Annotated in this window: 16 protein-coding genes; 4 read left to right on the top strand and 12 right to left on the bottom strand. The window is 63.2% G+C overall.

What is annotated here, in order from left to right; translation table 11 throughout:
• Positions 1–78: 78 nt before the first annotated feature.
• Together dxs and LCU97_RS24885 are read left to right on the top strand one after the other, a co-directional pair.
• Positions 79–1,977, top strand: coding sequence for a 1-deoxy-D-xylulose-5-phosphate synthase (gene dxs, locus LCU97_RS24890; protein WP_232778026.1), 1,899 nt, complete (start codon positions 79–81; stop codon positions 1,975–1,977).
• A 149-nt stretch (positions 1,978–2,126) separates the two neighbouring features.
• Positions 2,127–4,007 (top strand): TonB-dependent receptor domain-containing protein, encoded by a 1,881-nt coding sequence (locus tag LCU97_RS24885; protein ID WP_232778025.1) that lies wholly within the window; start codon positions 2,127–2,129, stop codon positions 4,005–4,007.
• Positions 4,008–4,131: 124 nt separating this feature from the next.
• Here the strand turns inward: LCU97_RS24885 and LCU97_RS24880 are convergent, their stop codons facing one another.
• From LCU97_RS24880 to nrdR, 12 genes are all read right to left on the bottom strand, one after another.
• The gene (locus LCU97_RS24880) at positions 4,132–4,917 is read right to left on the bottom strand and encodes a helical backbone metal receptor (protein WP_232778024.1); all 786 of its coding nucleotides are present in this window, start codon (positions 4,915–4,917) and stop codon (positions 4,132–4,134) included.
• On the bottom strand, positions 4,917–5,336 hold the full coding sequence (locus LCU97_RS24875) for a hypothetical protein (protein WP_053151887.1): 420 nt from the start codon (positions 5,334–5,336) through the stop codon (positions 4,917–4,919). The genes LCU97_RS24880 and LCU97_RS24875 overlap by 1 nt, the downstream gene beginning before the upstream one ends.
• Positions 5,333–5,950: a GTP cyclohydrolase II gene (gene ribA / locus LCU97_RS24870; protein WP_053151889.1), complete on the bottom strand. Its 618-nt coding sequence runs from the start codon at positions 5,948–5,950 to the stop codon at positions 5,333–5,335. Before ribA ends, LCU97_RS24875 begins: the two co-directional genes overlap by 4 nt.
• Before the next feature lie 109 nt (positions 5,951–6,059).
• A complete protein-coding gene (locus tag LCU97_RS24865; protein WP_232778023.1) occupies positions 6,060–6,818 on the bottom strand; it encodes a substrate-binding periplasmic protein in 759 nt (252 codons plus the stop codon).
• A gap of 11 nt (positions 6,819–6,829) precedes the next feature.
• Positions 6,830–7,333 carry a phosphatidylglycerophosphatase A family protein gene (locus LCU97_RS24860; RefSeq protein ID WP_053151893.1) on the bottom strand — a complete coding sequence of 168 codons (504 nt, stop codon included), beginning with the start codon at positions 7,331–7,333 and terminating at the stop codon, positions 6,830–6,832.
• A complete protein-coding gene (thiL, locus tag LCU97_RS24855) occupies positions 7,330–8,295 on the bottom strand; it encodes a thiamine-phosphate kinase (protein ID WP_232778022.1) in 966 nt (321 codons plus the stop codon). Before thiL ends, LCU97_RS24860 begins: the two co-directional genes overlap by 4 nt.
• Positions 8,296–8,796, bottom strand: coding sequence for a transcription antitermination factor NusB (nusB, locus tag LCU97_RS24850; protein ID WP_053151898.1), 501 nt, complete (start codon positions 8,794–8,796; stop codon positions 8,296–8,298).
• The gene (gene ribH, locus LCU97_RS24845; protein WP_030140459.1) at positions 8,793–9,269 is read right to left on the bottom strand and encodes a 6,7-dimethyl-8-ribityllumazine synthase; all 477 of its coding nucleotides are present in this window, start codon (positions 9,267–9,269) and stop codon (positions 8,793–8,795) included. Before ribH ends, nusB begins: the two co-directional genes overlap by 4 nt.
• A 191-nt stretch (positions 9,270–9,460) precedes the next feature.
• Entirely contained in the window at positions 9,461–10,552 is a 1,092-nt protein-coding gene (ribBA, locus tag LCU97_RS24840) for a bifunctional 3,4-dihydroxy-2-butanone-4-phosphate synthase/GTP cyclohydrolase II (protein WP_053151899.1), read from the bottom strand.
• Positions 10,553–10,568: 16 nt separating this feature from the next.
• On the bottom strand, positions 10,569–11,234 hold the full coding sequence (locus tag LCU97_RS24835) for a riboflavin synthase (protein WP_232778021.1): 666 nt from the start codon (positions 11,232–11,234) through the stop codon (positions 10,569–10,571).
• Between the two features lie 46 nt (positions 11,235–11,280).
• Complete coding sequence (gene ribD / locus LCU97_RS24830) at positions 11,281–12,414, bottom strand: bifunctional diaminohydroxyphosphoribosylaminopyrimidine deaminase/5-amino-6-(5-phosphoribosylamino)uracil reductase RibD (RefSeq protein WP_232778020.1); 1,134 nt, start codon at positions 12,412–12,414, stop codon at positions 11,281–11,283.
• Positions 12,411–12,875, bottom strand: a complete 465-nt coding sequence (nrdR, locus tag LCU97_RS24825) for a transcriptional regulator NrdR (protein ID WP_024778359.1) — start codon at positions 12,873–12,875, stop codon at positions 12,411–12,413. Before nrdR ends, ribD begins: the two co-directional genes overlap by 4 nt.
• Before the next feature lie 127 nt (positions 12,876–13,002).
• Between nrdR and LCU97_RS24820 the strand changes: the two genes are divergently transcribed.
• Entirely contained in the window at positions 13,003–13,467 is a 465-nt protein-coding gene (locus tag LCU97_RS24820) for a YbaY family lipoprotein (protein ID WP_053151974.1), read from the top strand.
• Positions 13,464–14,117: a class I SAM-dependent methyltransferase gene (locus tag LCU97_RS24815; RefSeq protein ID WP_053151904.1), complete on the top strand. Its 654-nt coding sequence runs from the start codon at positions 13,464–13,466 to the stop codon at positions 14,115–14,117. The genes LCU97_RS24820 and LCU97_RS24815 overlap by 4 nt, the downstream gene beginning before the upstream one ends.
• Positions 14,118–14,136 lie beyond the last annotated feature (19 nt).

Genomic DNA, 14,136 nt, shown 5'->3' with positions numbered 1-14,136 from the left:
GTTCCGGCCAACGCGTGGGCAGCTTGCGATGCATAAGGTAAACTGCCGCCTCTTTCTATACCTATAACGATTCGCCTGATGCCCACGACGTTTCAAGAGATTCCCCGCAAACGCCCGACCACGCCCCTGCTGGACCGCGCCAACACGCCGGACGGCCTGCGCCGGTTAGGTGAAGCCGAGCTGGAAACCCTGGCCGATGAGCTGCGCCTGGAACTGCTCTACACGGTCGGCCAGACCGGTGGGCACTTCGGTGCCGGCCTGGGCGTCATCGAACTGACCATCGCGCTGCATTACGTATTCGACACTCCGGACGACCGGCTGGTATGGGACGTCGGCCATCAGGCCTACCCGCACAAGATTCTCACCGGTCGTCGCGAGCGCATGCACACCTTGCGCCAGAAAGGCGGCATCGCGGCATTCCCGCGACGCTCCGAGAGCGAATACGACACCTTCGGCGTTGGCCATTCCAGCACGTCCATCAGTGCCGCTCTGGGCATGGCGATTGCCGCCCGGTTGCAGAACAGCGAGCGCAAGGCGATTGCCGTGATCGGTGACGGCGCGCTGACGGCCGGCATGGCCTTCGAGGCGCTGAACCACGCGCCGGAAGTCGACGCCAACATGCTGGTGATCCTCAACGACAACGACATGTCGATCTCGCGCAACGTTGGTGGTTTGTCCAATTATCTGGCGAAAATACTCTCCAGCCGCACCTATGCGAGCATGCGCGAAGGCAGCAAGAAGGTCCTGTCGCGCCTGCCCGGCGCCTGGGAAATAGCCCGTCGCACCGAGGAGTATGCCAAGGGCATGCTGGTGCCCGGCACACTGTTCGAAGAGCTGGGCTGGAATTACATCGGCCCCATCGACGGCCACGACCTGCCCACGCTGATCGCCACCCTGCGCAACATGCGTGATCTCAAGGGACCGCAGTTCCTGCACGTGGTCACCAAGAAAGGCAAAGGCTTCGCCCCGGCGGAAGTCGACCCCATCGGCTACCACGCCATCACCAAGCTGGAACCGCTGGACGCCCCTGCCGCCGCGCCGAAAAAGGCCGGTGGCCCGAAATATTCCGGTGTGTTCGGCCAGTGGCTGTGCGACATGGCCGCCGCCGACGAGCGCCTGGTGGGCATCACCCCGGCGATGAAGGAAGGTTCGGACCTGGTGGCCTTCAGCGAACGCTACCCACAGCGCTACTTCGACGTGGCGATTGCCGAGCAGCACGCCGTGACCCTCGCCGCCGGCATGGCCTGCGAAGGCGCCAAGCCCGTGGTGGCGATCTATTCCACCTTCCTGCAGCGCGGCTACGATCAGTTGGTCCATGACGTGGCGGTGCAGAACCTCGACGTGCTGTTCGCCATCGACCGCGCCGGCCTGGTGGGCGAAGACGGCCCGACCCATGCCGGCAGCTTCGATCTTTCGTTCCTGCGCTGCATCCCGGGCATGCTGGTGATGACCCCGAGCGACGAAAACGAACTGCGCAAGATGCTCACCACGGGTCACTTGTTCAACGGCCCCGCTGCCGTGCGCTACCCACGCGGCAGCGGCCCGAACGCGACCATCGATCCTGGCCTGGAGCCGATCGAGATCGGCAAGGGTGTAATCCGCCGCCGAGGCAAGCAGACCGCCCTGCTGGTGTTCGGCGTGCAACTGGCCGAAGCCCTGAAAGTCGCCGAAACCCTGGATGCCACCGTGGTGGACATGCGTTTCGTCAAACCTCTGGATGAAGCCATGGTGCGCGAGATGGCCGGCAGCCATGAACTGCTGGTGACCATCGAGGAAAACGCCATCATGGGCGGCGCCGGCGCGGCGGTCAGCGAATACCTGGCCCGGGAGAACATCCTCAAGCCGGTGCTGCACCTGGGCCTGCCGGACATCTACGTCGAGCATGCCAAGCCTGCACAGATGCTGGCTGAATGCGGGCTGGATGAAGCCGGGATCGAAGCGTCGGTGCGCCAGCGGTTGCAGTTGCTGGGCCGGTAATTTTCAAAACGACGCGGGCCTCTTGTGGGAGCGGGCTTGCTCGCGAAAGCGGTGTATCAGTCAAATCCATGTCGACTGATATACCGCTTTCGCGAGCAAGCCCGCTCCCACACTGGTTATGTGTGCAGCCGATTTTTTGCGGAACACCTATGAAACTGCGAGCTATCCTCGCCCTTTCCCTACTGCCGACCACAGCACTGCTGGCCGACACCTTCGAGCGCGATCAGGCATTGAAGCTGCCGGACGTGGTGATCAGCGCCAACCGCCAGGTGGAGGCACGCAACGACAGCAGCGCGGCCAACACTGTGTTCACCCGCGATGACATTGATCGGCTGCAACCCAACAGCGTCACCGATCTGCTCAGCCGCGTACCGGGGGTACAGGTAGCCCCGCTGGGCGGGCGCGGCAGTTTGCCGGGGATTTATATTCGCGGCACCAAATCGGCCCAGAGCCTGGTGCTGGTGGACGGCCAGCGCATCGGCAACGCCACATCCGGCGACAGCAACCTGCAACGCCTGAACATCAACCAGATCGAACGGGTCGAAGTGCTGCGCGGTTCGCGCTCGGTGATCTACGGTGCCGACGCGGTGGGCGGTGTGATTCAGATCTTCACCCGGCGTGGCAATGCGTCCGGCCTGCAACCACGCCTGCACCTGGGGTTCGGCAGTCACCAGACCTGGGAGCGTAGCCTGGGCCTGTCCGGCGGCGACGAGCAAACCCGCTTCAACCTGGGTGCCAGCCTGGACGACAACGCCGGGACCAATCGCACCCACGAGTCCTACGCCAGCGACCGGGACGACGATGCCAATCGCAACCGATCCTTGAGTTTGAGCCTGAGCCACATCGTCAACGATGATCTGGAAATCGGCCTCAACCTGCTGGATAACCGCGGCAAAAGCGAATACGACAATCCGTTCGGCCGCTTCGACCCGAACACCTTCGAATCGCTGCCCCAGCAACCCTACAGTGATTTTGCGGTCAGCAGTTTCAGCACCTATATCGACGGACGGATCAACGACGCCTGGACATCGCGCCTCGAACTGGCCCACAGCGAAAATCGCGAGAAAACCTTCGACAAGCTCAGCGATGTCCGGGAAGTATTCAACACCTACCGCGATTCCGTCACCTGGCAGAACGACGTGACGCTGAATGCTCGCAACAGCCTGATCCTGGGAGGCGATGCATACCAGGACCGGGTCAACAGCAGCACACCGTTCGACGAGGACAGTCGCTGGAATCGCGCAGCGTTCATCCAGCATCGTTTCCAGGGGGACACTTTCTCCACCGAGTTGGGCCTGCGCCGCGACCAGAACCAGCAGTTCGGCGGCCAGAACAGCTGGAGCGGCACGCTTACCCTACCGATGAACCCGGACAACGATCTGTTGCTGACCTACAGCGAGAGCTTCCGCGCACCGACCTTCAACGACCTCTACTACCCGGACTTCAGCAACCCGAACCTGACGCCCGAAACCGCCAGGAGCTACGAGCTGCAATGGCGCAGCCAACTGAACGACAGTGCCCGCCTCGAAGCTTCGCTGTACCGCACCGACCTTGAAGACGCGATTATCTTCGGCAGTAATTCCCGCCCGCAGAACGTTGCGTCGGCGCGGATCAACGGTTTCGAGGCAGCCCTCAGGCAGGAGCTGTTCGGCTGGCAAGGCAACCTGGGCTTGGCCATTATCGACCCGAGGGACCGTGACAGCGGCCACACCCTCGCCCGCCGCGCCCGCCGGACGTTGAGCCTGGACCTGGACCGGCAGTTCGACCGATTGGGCCTGGGTGCCACCTGGCAAGCGGTGAGCGGCAGTTATGACGACGAGAACAACCGCAATGCCCTGGGCGGCTATGCCTTGCTCGGCTTGCGCGGCAGTTGGGCGCTGACATCGGTAGTGAAGCTGGAGATGAAGGTGGATAACCTGTTGGACAAGGGTTACAGCCGAGCGCTGTATAGCCATGACGGAGCGCAATATGGCTATCGTGAGGAGGGGCGAAGCTGGCTGTTCGGGGTGACCTGGACACCGGTTTTCTGATCCCGCTGCGATGGTGTCTGGACTGTCCTCTTCGCGAGCAAGCCCGCTCCCACATTCGCTCGGGTTGTTCGGCTGAACGCGGTCCCTGTGGGAGCGGGCTTGCTCGCGAAACAGGCGACGCGGTTTATCTGTCAGGCGCAATCAACCCGCACAACCGCCCCGTCGCCTCGATCATCTGCCCACTGGGCCGCTCCAGCCCTTTGTCACTCACTAGCAACAATCGCCCCTGCGCCACTGGCCAGGCTTTCCAGGCATCGAGCTGTGCCTGCTCAGTGGCCAGGATAATCCGTGGGTTGCGTTGCAGCACCGATTCCACGCTCACCTGCGGCGCCGGCAGGCTCAGGTCCGCAAAGACATTACGCGCACCGCATGTTGCCAGGGCATCGCTGATGATCTGCCCGCCGCCGACGGTGTACAGCGGCCGGTCCCAGACCTGATAGAACACCGGCAACGGCACGTCGCGGCGATAGCGTTGGCGCAACGCTTCGAGATGCCCGCGCAACTGCGCCGCCCTGCGCACGCCTCGCTCAGGGCGACCAAGCCGAATGGCGATGTCTTCGATTTGGTTGATGAGCTGGTCGAGGCTGTGGGGCTCGGCCACGTAGACCGGGACGCCCAGGCGCTTGAGTTGGTCGCGCTGGGCCTTGCCCACACTACCGGGCCAGAGCAGGAGCAGGTCAGGCTTCAGACTGAGCAAACGCTCCATGTCCAACTGCCCGTAGCGGCCTACGGAGGGCAGCTTCTCGAGCACCGAAGGACGGTCGCCGCCATCCAGCACACCCACCAGCAGGTCGGCGGAGTCCAGTTCAACGACGATTTCGGAAAGCGACGGGGCCAGGCTGACGACCCGCTGGGCCGCGGAGGTCGAGGCGCTGACGGCCAGCAGCAGAAGCACCAGCCATCGTTTCATCAACCGAGCTGGCGCGGCAGGCGATACAGGTAGAACAACACGGCGGAGGACAAGGCCAGCAACATCAGCGGCACGGCTTCCAGGCCCACGAACACCGCCAGGGCACCGATCCAGGCCGGTAACCCGGCAGCCAGAAAAGCGGCCCGACGACGCGCCGCCAGCTCGATCCAGGCCTGAGGTTCTTCGGGAGTGTCGAGGGCCTTCTGAGTGGCAATCAAGGCGAGTTTATAAGCGCCGAAGAATCGCAGGCTGACAAACATCGAGGCCATGCCGGCGATGAACAACGGCATCGCCAGCATTGGCAGAATCGCCTCGCCCTGGCCGAACACCGCGTTGATCACAAACAGCGGCAGCAACGCCAACGCCAGGTATTTCCACCAACTGATAGACAGCCGCCGCCGGACTTGACCCCGCGTCACGCCCGGTCGACCTCGCCCTGGTGCTCGTTGCCCATCATGTGGTCGAGCTTGCTGGCCTTGGTCGCCAGGTAGAGTTTGTTGTGAGGGTTATGGCCCGTGTGCAGCGGCACACGCTCGGCAACGACGATGCCCATGTCGGTCAACGCCTTGACCTTGCGCGGATTGTTGGTCATCAACCGCAAGGATTTGACACCCAGGTGCTGGAGCATGGGCAGGCAGATGCTGTAGTCCCGCAAGTCGGCGGCGAACCCGAGGCGTTCGTTGGCTTCCACGGTATCGGCGCCGCCATCCTGCAATTCGTAAGCGCGGATCTTGTTCAACAGGCCAATGCCGCGCCCTTCCTGGCGCAGATACAGCAGCACGCCACGGCCTTCGCGGGCGATGGCCTGCAGCGCGGCTTCAAGTTGCGAGCCGCAGTCGCAGCGCTGACTGAACAGGGCATCGCCCGTCAGGCATTCGGAGTGAAGGCGACCGAGCACCGGGGCGCCATCGGCAACGTCACCCAGGCTCAGCACGACATGCTCGCGGCCGGTGGCTTCGTCAAGAAAACCATGCATGGTGAATTGCGCAAAGGGCGTTGGCAGCTTGGAAGCGGCAACAAAAACGACAGGCACCGGTGTGCTCCTGATCTAGTACTGGAGTTTCGCAGAGGGGGGCATTGTAACAGCAGCTTCCGATGGACGCTTAGGCTGAATTATCGGCCATTACCATCGAAAAGTTTGATTACGGCTTCGGCGGCTTGCCATGTTCGTCGAAAGGATACGGTTGTTTCCAGCGCCCGAAAATCGGTTTCAGCTCGCCGCTCTTTACCAGGATCTCCATGCGCTTATCGAACAGCTCGAGCAATGCCCTTCCGTTGGCGGTGTTGGCGAAGCCCAGATAGAGCGGCAGATTGATCAGCGGCGTGAGCCTGTACTGTCGCGGATTGTCGGCCTTGGAAAGTACGTCCTGGATTTCCATCAACGCATCGATATAAAAATCGGCGCGATCATGGGCCAGCATTGGCAGAATACCTACAGCGCGATGAATTTCATTGAAGCGCCGGATATTGGGAAGGTAGTTGTTGTATTCGTAGCCGCGCATCCAGATCAGCCGATAATTACCCAGCGTCGCCAGGGTGGGGGCCGGTTTGGAAGCCAGACCCAGGGCATAGATGTGGTCGATGTCGTAGTGCCATTGAGGGTAGAGCACGCCTTCGGTTTCGTCGCGATAGGCACCGACCTGGACGTCGACCTCACCGCGCTGCACCAGCCCGGTCGAGCGGGTGTAGGGCACGCTGCGGATCTCGAGCCTGACGCCGGCAGGTTCGAACACCGCACGCAAGATGTCCCAGCCCATGCCCTGGCCATCGGCCTGGGTGTAATCGGCCCACTCTTCGCTGGCGGCGCGGACTTTGCCGGGAAGGGCTGTCGGCTCCGCCGCCAGAGCACCGAGGCAGGTCCCTAGACACAGCAACAGCAACAGCGCTCGGCTTACGCCCATGCCCGCATCCCTCAGGTAAAACACCACACCAGTCCTTGCATTGCCAGCCAGGCAAAGACCCCGGCCAGTATATCGTCGAGCATGATGCCGACACCCCCGTGCACATGTCGGTCGATCCAGCGGATCGGCCAGGGCTTGAGAATATCGAAGAAGCGGAACACCACAAAACCCGTCAGCAGCCAGTACCAGCCTTCCGGCACCAGCCACAGGGTGATCCACATCCCGACCATTTCGTCCCAGACGATACCTTCATGATCGTGCACCCGCAGGTCATCCGCCACTTTGCCACACAGCCAGAAGCCGAACAGCATGGTGATGCCCAGCGCGAGCCAATAGCCCCAGTCCGGCAACATCTGCCACAACGGTATGAAGGGTAGCGCAACCAGCGAGCCCCAGGTGCCCGGCGCCTTGGGTAAAGTACCCGAACCGAAGCCAAACGCCATGAAATGCCAGGGATTGCGCCAGACCGAGGGGGGTACGAATTCAGCCGGGACCTGGTTGGGATGATCTGTCACGGTGTCTCCCGAAAATGTTGATAACCCCGGATTTGCGGGGTGATGTCGCGCCCGTCGGCGTCGACCAGGCGCACGCCCTGCCCCGCTTCGGCACGGCCGATCACATGGATGGGCCAACCCTGGGCCTGTAATGCCGACAATCGGACAGACGGCACGGTAAAGAGCAATACGTAGTCGTCTCCACCACTCAGCGCAGCCTGCTCGGCGGCCGGCCGGCCAAGAAACGCCAGCAATGCGTTGGACAGCGGCAGCCGGTCCCGTTCAATCCGAAGTGCCACGCCGGACGCCACCGCAATATGCCCACAGTCGGCCAACAGGCCATCGGAAATATCCATGGCGGCACTGGCCATGCCCCTTAGCGCCAGGCCCAGGCCAATCTGCGGTTGCGGCGACCAGTAGTGGGCCAGCAGCGGCTCGGCGATCGAGGGTTCGGCTTCGCGTTGGCCAAGCACCAGCGGCAATGCCCCGGCCGCATTGCCCAGCTCGCCACCGACACACAGCCAGTCGCCGGGTTGCGCGCCACTTCGAGTCAGAGCCTGGCCGGTCGGCACGCGGCCGAACACGGTCATGGTCAGGCTCAGCGGCCCACGGGTGGTGTCACCGCCCACCAGCGCGACGCCGCAAGCCTGGGCCATCTGGTTCAAGCCACGGGCATAGGCTTGCAGCCAGTCGGCGGTCACTGCGGGCAAGGTCAGGGCAAGGGTAAAGGCGACAGGAGTGGCGCCCATGGCAGCCAGGTCGCTGACTGCCACGGCCAGCGAACGCTGGCCTAGCAGGAACGGGTCGCAAGGGTCGGGAAAATGCACACCGGCCACGAGCGTGTCGGTGGACACCGCCAGCTGTTCCACCGGGGGAACGGCCAGCAAGGCACAGTCGTCGCCGATCCCCAGCGCAACGCCCTCGCCACCCTGCGCGCAGGGCGCAGCGGCGAAGTAGCTGCGGATCAGCTCAAACTCACCCATTCAGCGCTTGAACGCCTTCACTTCAGCTTCGCGCAGGCGTGGGGCAAGCTTGTCGAGTACGCCGTTGACGAATTTGTGACCGTCAGTGGAGCCAAAGACTTTCGCCAGCTCGATCCCCTCGTTGATCACCACACGATACGGCACGTCGACCCGCTGCATCAGCTCCCAGGTGGACAAGCGCAACACGGCCAGCTCGACCGGGTCCAGCTCCTCGATGGTCAGGTCCAGGCATGGAGCCAGGGCCTTGTCGATCTCGGTCTTGTGTGCCGGGACCCCGTGGAGGATCTCGCGGAAATACGCACCGTCGACATCACTGAAGTCGTTATCGACCCGAAATTGCGCTTCGATCTCGTTCAGCGACTGCCTGGCCATGTGCCATTGATACAGTGCCTGGGTCGCGAGCTGACGGGCTTCGCGGCGCTTGGCGCTCTTCGAAGGCTTGCCGGCATCGGCCGGCTTGGGATCGCGTGGGTTGAAACGATCGCTTTCGTCGCTAATCACTTGGCCTCCAACTGCGCCAGCAGGCTGACCATTTCCAGGGCGGACAGGGCAGCTTCGGCGCCTTTGTTACCGGCCTTGGTGCCGGAACGTTCGATGGCTTGCTCGATGGAATCAACGGTCAGCACGCCGAAAGCGACCGGTACGCCGAACTCCATGGAGACCTGGGCCAGGCCCTTGGTGCACTCGCCAGCCACGTATTCGAAGTGCGGAGTACCGCCACGAATGACCGCGCCCAGGGCGATGATCGCTGCATATTCGCCCTTCTGAGCGACTTTCTGCGCAACCAGAGGAATTTCGAAGGCGCCAGGCGCACGGATGATAGTGATGTCGCTTTCGCTCACGCCATGGCGAACCAGGGCATCGACCGCACCGTCAACCAGGCTCTCGACCACGAAACTGTTGAAACGGCCCACTACCAGAGCGTAGCGGCCTTTGGGGGCGATGAAGGTACCTTCGATGGTCTTCAGGGTCATTCGTCAGATCTCTTAAAGAGCCGGAGCGCGTTTGGTACGCGTTCCTCAATGTTGTTGGGGCCAGAAGTCCCCTGTGGGAGCGGGCTTGCTCGCGAAAGCGGTGTATCAGTCAACAACGATGCTGGATGTTCCATCGCCTTCGCGAGCAAGCCCGCTCCCACAAGGGGGACCTCCTTAATTGAACAGGGTCATTATTCGGAGGGCACGTATTCTACAACTTCCAGATCGAAACCGGATATCGCATTGAATTTCATCGGTGCACTCATCAGGCGCATTTTACGCACGCCCAGGTCGCGAAGAATCTGCGAACCGGCGCCGACGATGCTGTAGGTGGTCGGTTTTTTCACGGCGGTCTGATCAGCGGTTTCACGGATGTGCGCCAGCAGCACGTCACCGTCGAGGGGGTGTCCGAGCAGCAGCACCACGCCGCTGCCGGCCTCGGCCACGGCGGCCATGGCAGCGCGCAGGCTCCAGCGGCCGGGCTGTTTGACCATCAGCAGGTCGCGCAGCGGGTCCATATTATGTACACGTACCAGGGTCGGCTCTTCGGCGCATACGGTGCCCAGGGTCAACGCCATGTGCACGTCGCCTTCCACCGAATCACGGTAGGTCACCAGGTTGAACTGGCCCAATTCACTGTCCAACGGCTGCTCGGCAATCCGCTGAACGGTACGCTCGTGGATCATCCGGTAGTGGATCAGGTCGGCGATAGTGCCGATCTTGATGTTGTGTTCGGCGGCGAAGGCCTCCAGTTCCGCGCGACGGGACATGGTGCCGTCGTCGTTCATCACTTCGCAGATTACGCCGGCGGGTTCGAAACCGGCCATGCGCGCCAGGTCGCACGCCGCTTCGGTGTGGCCGGCACGGGCCAGGGTGCCGCCGGCCTGGGCCATCAGCGGGAAAATGTGGCCGGGGCTGACGATGTCTTCGGCCTTGGCGTCTCTGGCGGCCGCCGCCTGCACGGTACGCGCCCGGTCAGCGGCGGAGATACCGGTGGTCACGCCCTCGGCGGCCTCGATGGACACGGTGAACTTGGTACCGAAGCCGGAACCGTTGCGCGGCGCCATCAGCGGCAGCTTCAGCAGTTCGCAACGCTCCCGGGTCATGGGCATGCAGATCAAGCCACGGGCGTGTTTGGCCATGAAGTTGATGTGTTCGGCCTTGCAGCACTCGGCGGCCATGATCAGGTCGCCTTCGTTCTCGCGGTCTTCGTCATCCATGAGGATGACCATCTTGCCTTGGCGGATGTCTTCAACCAGTTCTTCGATGCTATTGAGCGCCACGCGGCACCCCCTTGGGTCAGGATTTGAGGTAGCCGTTGGCGGCCAGAAAGCTTTCAGTGATGTTGTTGCCGGATGTCGGCTCCGCGGCCTTTTCACCCAGCAGCAGGCGCTCCAGGTAACGGGCCAGCAGGTCGACTTCCAGGTTGACCCGACGACCCGGCCGGTACGAGGCCATGATGGTTTCGCTCAGAGTGTGAGGAATGATCGTCAGCAGGAACTCGGCGCCATCCACCGCGTTGACCGTCAGGCTGGTGCCGTCGACGGTGATCGAGCCTTTGTGGGCAATGTATTTGGCGAGCGCTTTCGGGGCGCGGATCCGAAACTCCACGGCCCGTGCATTATCGGTACGGGAAACCACTTCGCCGACGCCGTCCACGTGGCCGCTAACCAGATGCCCGCCCAGCCGGGTGGTGGGGGTCAGGGCTTTCTCCAGGTTGACCGGGCTGCCGCTCTTGAGGTCGTTCATGGCGGTGCAGTCGAGGGTTTCGCGGCTGACATCGGCCATGAAACCATTGCCCGGCAGTTCCACGGCGGTCAGACACACGCCGTTCACGGCGATGCTGTCGCCCAGTTTGACGTCGCTCAGGTCGAGCTTGCCGGTTTCGACGTAGACCCGTACATCACCGCCCTTGGGGGTGAGTGCGCGGATGCTGCCGATGGATTCGATGATGCCGGTAAACATGGAGTCCTCCTCGAGAACGGGCCGCCGCAGGAGCGAAGGCCGGGAATTATACGCTGGCCGGCGGGACGGGAACGGCAATGACTCGCCAGTCATCGCCCACGGCGCGGATTTCGGTGACTTTCAGTTCCGGGGCGTCCTTCATGTACGCCAGCGGCCAATCGAGCAATGGCCGCGCCGAAGAGCCCAGGAACATGCCAGCGATGAAAATGTGGAACTCATCCACCAACCCTTGCCGGGCAAAGGCCCCCGCCAGGCGTGGACCGGCTTCCACCAGCACTTCATTGACGCCACGGGCAGCCAACTCCAGCAACAGGCGATGCAGATCGACCTGACCGTCATCCCCCGCCACGATCATGCATTCAGGGCCGTTGGCATATTGTTCTTCCACCGCCATGCAAGTAGCGACCAGCGCCGGGCCGGCCTTGAAGAACGGCGCGTCCAGCGGCACCCGCAGGCGTCCATCCACCAGCACCCGCAGCGGTGGGCGACTCATGGCCAGCGCGGTTTGCTCCGGGTCCAGCCCCAATTCCTCGGCCCGCACGGTCAGCCGGGCGTTGTCCGCCAACACCGTGTCGGCGCCGGTCAGCACCACGCTAGCCTGGGCCCGCAGCCGCTGCACCGCCGAGCGCGCGGCCGGGCCAGTGATCCATTGGCTTTCGCCACTCTCCATGGCGGTGCGGCCATCGAGGCTCATGGCAAGCTTGACCCGCACGAACGGCAGGCCGTGTTCCATGCGCTTGAGGAAACCTTCGTTGAGCTTGCGCGCCTCGCCCTCCAGCACGCCGCTCTGGGTGGCGATGCCGGCCTGGGCCAGCCGCTGCAGGCCGCGACCGGCGACTTCCGGGTTCGGGTCCTGCATCGCCGCCACGACCCTGGCGACACCGGCATTGACCAGCGCATCGGCACAGGGCGGCGTACGCCCATGGTGGCTGCAAGGTTCCAGCGTCACGTAGGCCGTGGCGCCCCGGGCCAGTTCACCGGCGGCGCGCAAGGCATGAACTTCGGCATGGGGTTCGCCGGCACGGATATGCCAGCCTTCGCCGACAATCTGCCCGTCGCGCACGATCACACAGCCCACCCGGGGATTGGGATGGGTGGTGTAATGACCACGTCGCGCCAGTTCCAGGGCACGGGCCATATAGTGGGCGTCGAGGACGGCCTGCTGCGCCGGGGCGGTCATTCTTTCACCGGCTCGCGGGCCAGGCGGTCGATTTCCTCGCGGAATTCGTTCAAGTCCTGGAAGCGACGGTACACCGAGGCAAAACGGATGTAGGCGACTTCATCGAGCTTCTGCAGCTCGGCCATCACCAGCTCGCCGACGACCAGGGATTTGACCTCCCGCTCGCCAGTGGCCCGCAGCTTATGCTTGATGTGCACCAGCGCCGCTTCCAGGCGCTCGACGCTCACCGGGCGTTTTTCCAGGGCGCGCTGCATGCCGGCGCGCAATTTGTCTTCGTCGAACGGCTGGCGGCTGCCGTCGGTTTTGATCAGGCGCGGCAACACCAGCTCAGCGGTCTCGAACGTGGTGAAACGTTCGCCGCAGGCCAGGCATTCGCGGCGACGGCGAACCTGTTCGCCCTCGGCGACCAGTCGCGAGTCGATGACTTTGGTGTCGTTGGCACCGCAGAAGGGACAGTGCATGGTGGCAGGCAACAAAAAATGGGAGGGCCATGGTAGCGCATCCCACTGGCAAGACAAGCCATAGGGTTTACGGTATACAGACGGGCTTACTGCCAGATCCATGGAATTCACCTTGCTGGAGCCACACATGCCGCTACGATCACTCGTTTTGCTCAGTTTTTTCAGCCTGCTGATGGCGTGCAGCAGCGACGCCCCCAAACCTGCAGCCCCCGCACCAGCACCAGCGCCGAAACAGGCTCAGGAAAAAGCCCGCCAAGCCACCGAACTGGGGCCGTTGCCGGCCTATCAACGGGAATTGAGCGGCACGCTGCAAGGCGTGCCGGCCGGGGCCGAAGTCGAACTGGCGCTGCTGGTGATCGACGATAAGGACCGTCCCCAGCAATTGCTCGCCAGTTCCAGCCTGATCGGCACCAACCAGGCCCTGCCCTTCCGCCTGCGCTTCAACCCGGACGCCTTCCCGGTTGGCGCTCGCGTGGAACTGCGCGGTCGTGCCAGCCAATCGGGCCAGTTGATCCTGCACCTGCCGGAGCAACGTATCAGCCAACCGACCACCCAGGCGCTGGGCGTGCTGCAGTTCGTCAAAGCACCATGAATGCACCGCAAGACTTGCAACAAGCACTGGGCGAGTTGCTGGGCGATGCGCGCCTGGTGGCCTGCCCGCTGCCCGACACAGACCTGAAACTGTGGTTGATCGACGGCGACAACATGGATCGCGCCTTCAGTCCGGAAGAAACCCGGCGCATTCTCCACGAGCCGCCCTACTGGAGCTTCTGCTGGGCCAGCGGCCTGGCGATGGCCCGCTATCTGGCCGAGCGACCTCAGTGGGTCGCGGGCAAGCGGGTACTGGATTTCGGTGCCGGCTCCGGCGTGGCGGGCATCGCAGCGATAAAGGCCGGGGCGCTGGAGGTGGTGGCCTGCGACCTCGATCCACTGGCAATCGCCGCATGCCGGGCCAATGCCGTCCTCAACGATGTTGAGTTGGGTTATTCGGTGGACTTCTTCGCCGAGGCCGACCGCTTTGATCTGATCCTGGTGGCCGATGTGCTCTACGACCGGGCCAACCTGCCGTTGCTCGATCAGTTTCTGAGTCGTGGCCGCGAGGCCCTGGTGGCCGACTCTCGGGTACGGGACTTCAAGCATTCGCTGTACCGGCGCATTGAATTGCTCGAAGCCATGACTCTGCCGGACCTGGCCGAGCCCGAGGAGTTTCGGCATGTGAGCCTGTATCACGCGCGGCGTTAGCTTCAAACAGCATCGCGAG

The organism is Pseudomonas uvaldensis, from assembly GCF_021271205.1.
GTDB classification, from domain to species: Bacteria; Pseudomonadota; Gammaproteobacteria; order Pseudomonadales; family Pseudomonadaceae; genus Aquipseudomonas; species Aquipseudomonas uvaldensis.
This window is presented reverse-complemented; position numbering and strand designations above follow the sequence as displayed.

Bases quoted from the DNA above. Each gene is read 5' to 3' on its own strand.
- ribH (WP_030140459.1), bottom strand. From the start codon at position 9,269: ATGACCCTGAAGACCATCGAAGGTACCTTCATCGCCCCCAAAGGCCGC.
- dxs (WP_232778026.1), top strand. From the start codon at position 79: ATGCCCACGACGTTTCAAGAGATTCCCCGCAAACGCCCGACCACGCCC.
- thiL (WP_232778022.1), bottom strand. From the start codon at position 8,295: ATGGGTGAGTTTGAGCTGATCCGCAGCTACTTCGCCGCTGCGCCCTGC.
- LCU97_RS24880 (WP_232778024.1), bottom strand. From the start codon at position 4,917: ATGAAACGATGGCTGGTGCTTCTGCTGCTGGCCGTCAGCGCCTCGACC.
- ribD (WP_232778020.1), bottom strand. From the start codon at position 12,414: ATGACCGCCCCGGCGCAGCAGGCCGTCCTCGACGCCCACTATATGGCC.
- LCU97_RS24820 (WP_053151974.1), top strand. From the start codon at position 13,003: ATGCCGCTACGATCACTCGTTTTGCTCAGTTTTTTCAGCCTGCTGATG.
- LCU97_RS24865 (WP_232778023.1), bottom strand. From the start codon at position 6,818: ATGGGCGTAAGCCGAGCGCTGTTGCTGTTGCTGTGTCTAGGGACCTGC.
- LCU97_RS24815 (WP_053151904.1), top strand. From the start codon at position 13,464: ATGAATGCACCGCAAGACTTGCAACAAGCACTGGGCGAGTTGCTGGGC.
- LCU97_RS24885 (WP_232778025.1), top strand. From the start codon at position 2,127: ATGAAACTGCGAGCTATCCTCGCCCTTTCCCTACTGCCGACCACAGCA.
- nrdR (WP_024778359.1), bottom strand. From the start codon at position 12,875: ATGCACTGTCCCTTCTGCGGTGCCAACGACACCAAAGTCATCGACTCG.
- LCU97_RS24835 (WP_232778021.1), bottom strand. From the start codon at position 11,234: ATGTTTACCGGCATCATCGAATCCATCGGCAGCATCCGCGCACTCACC.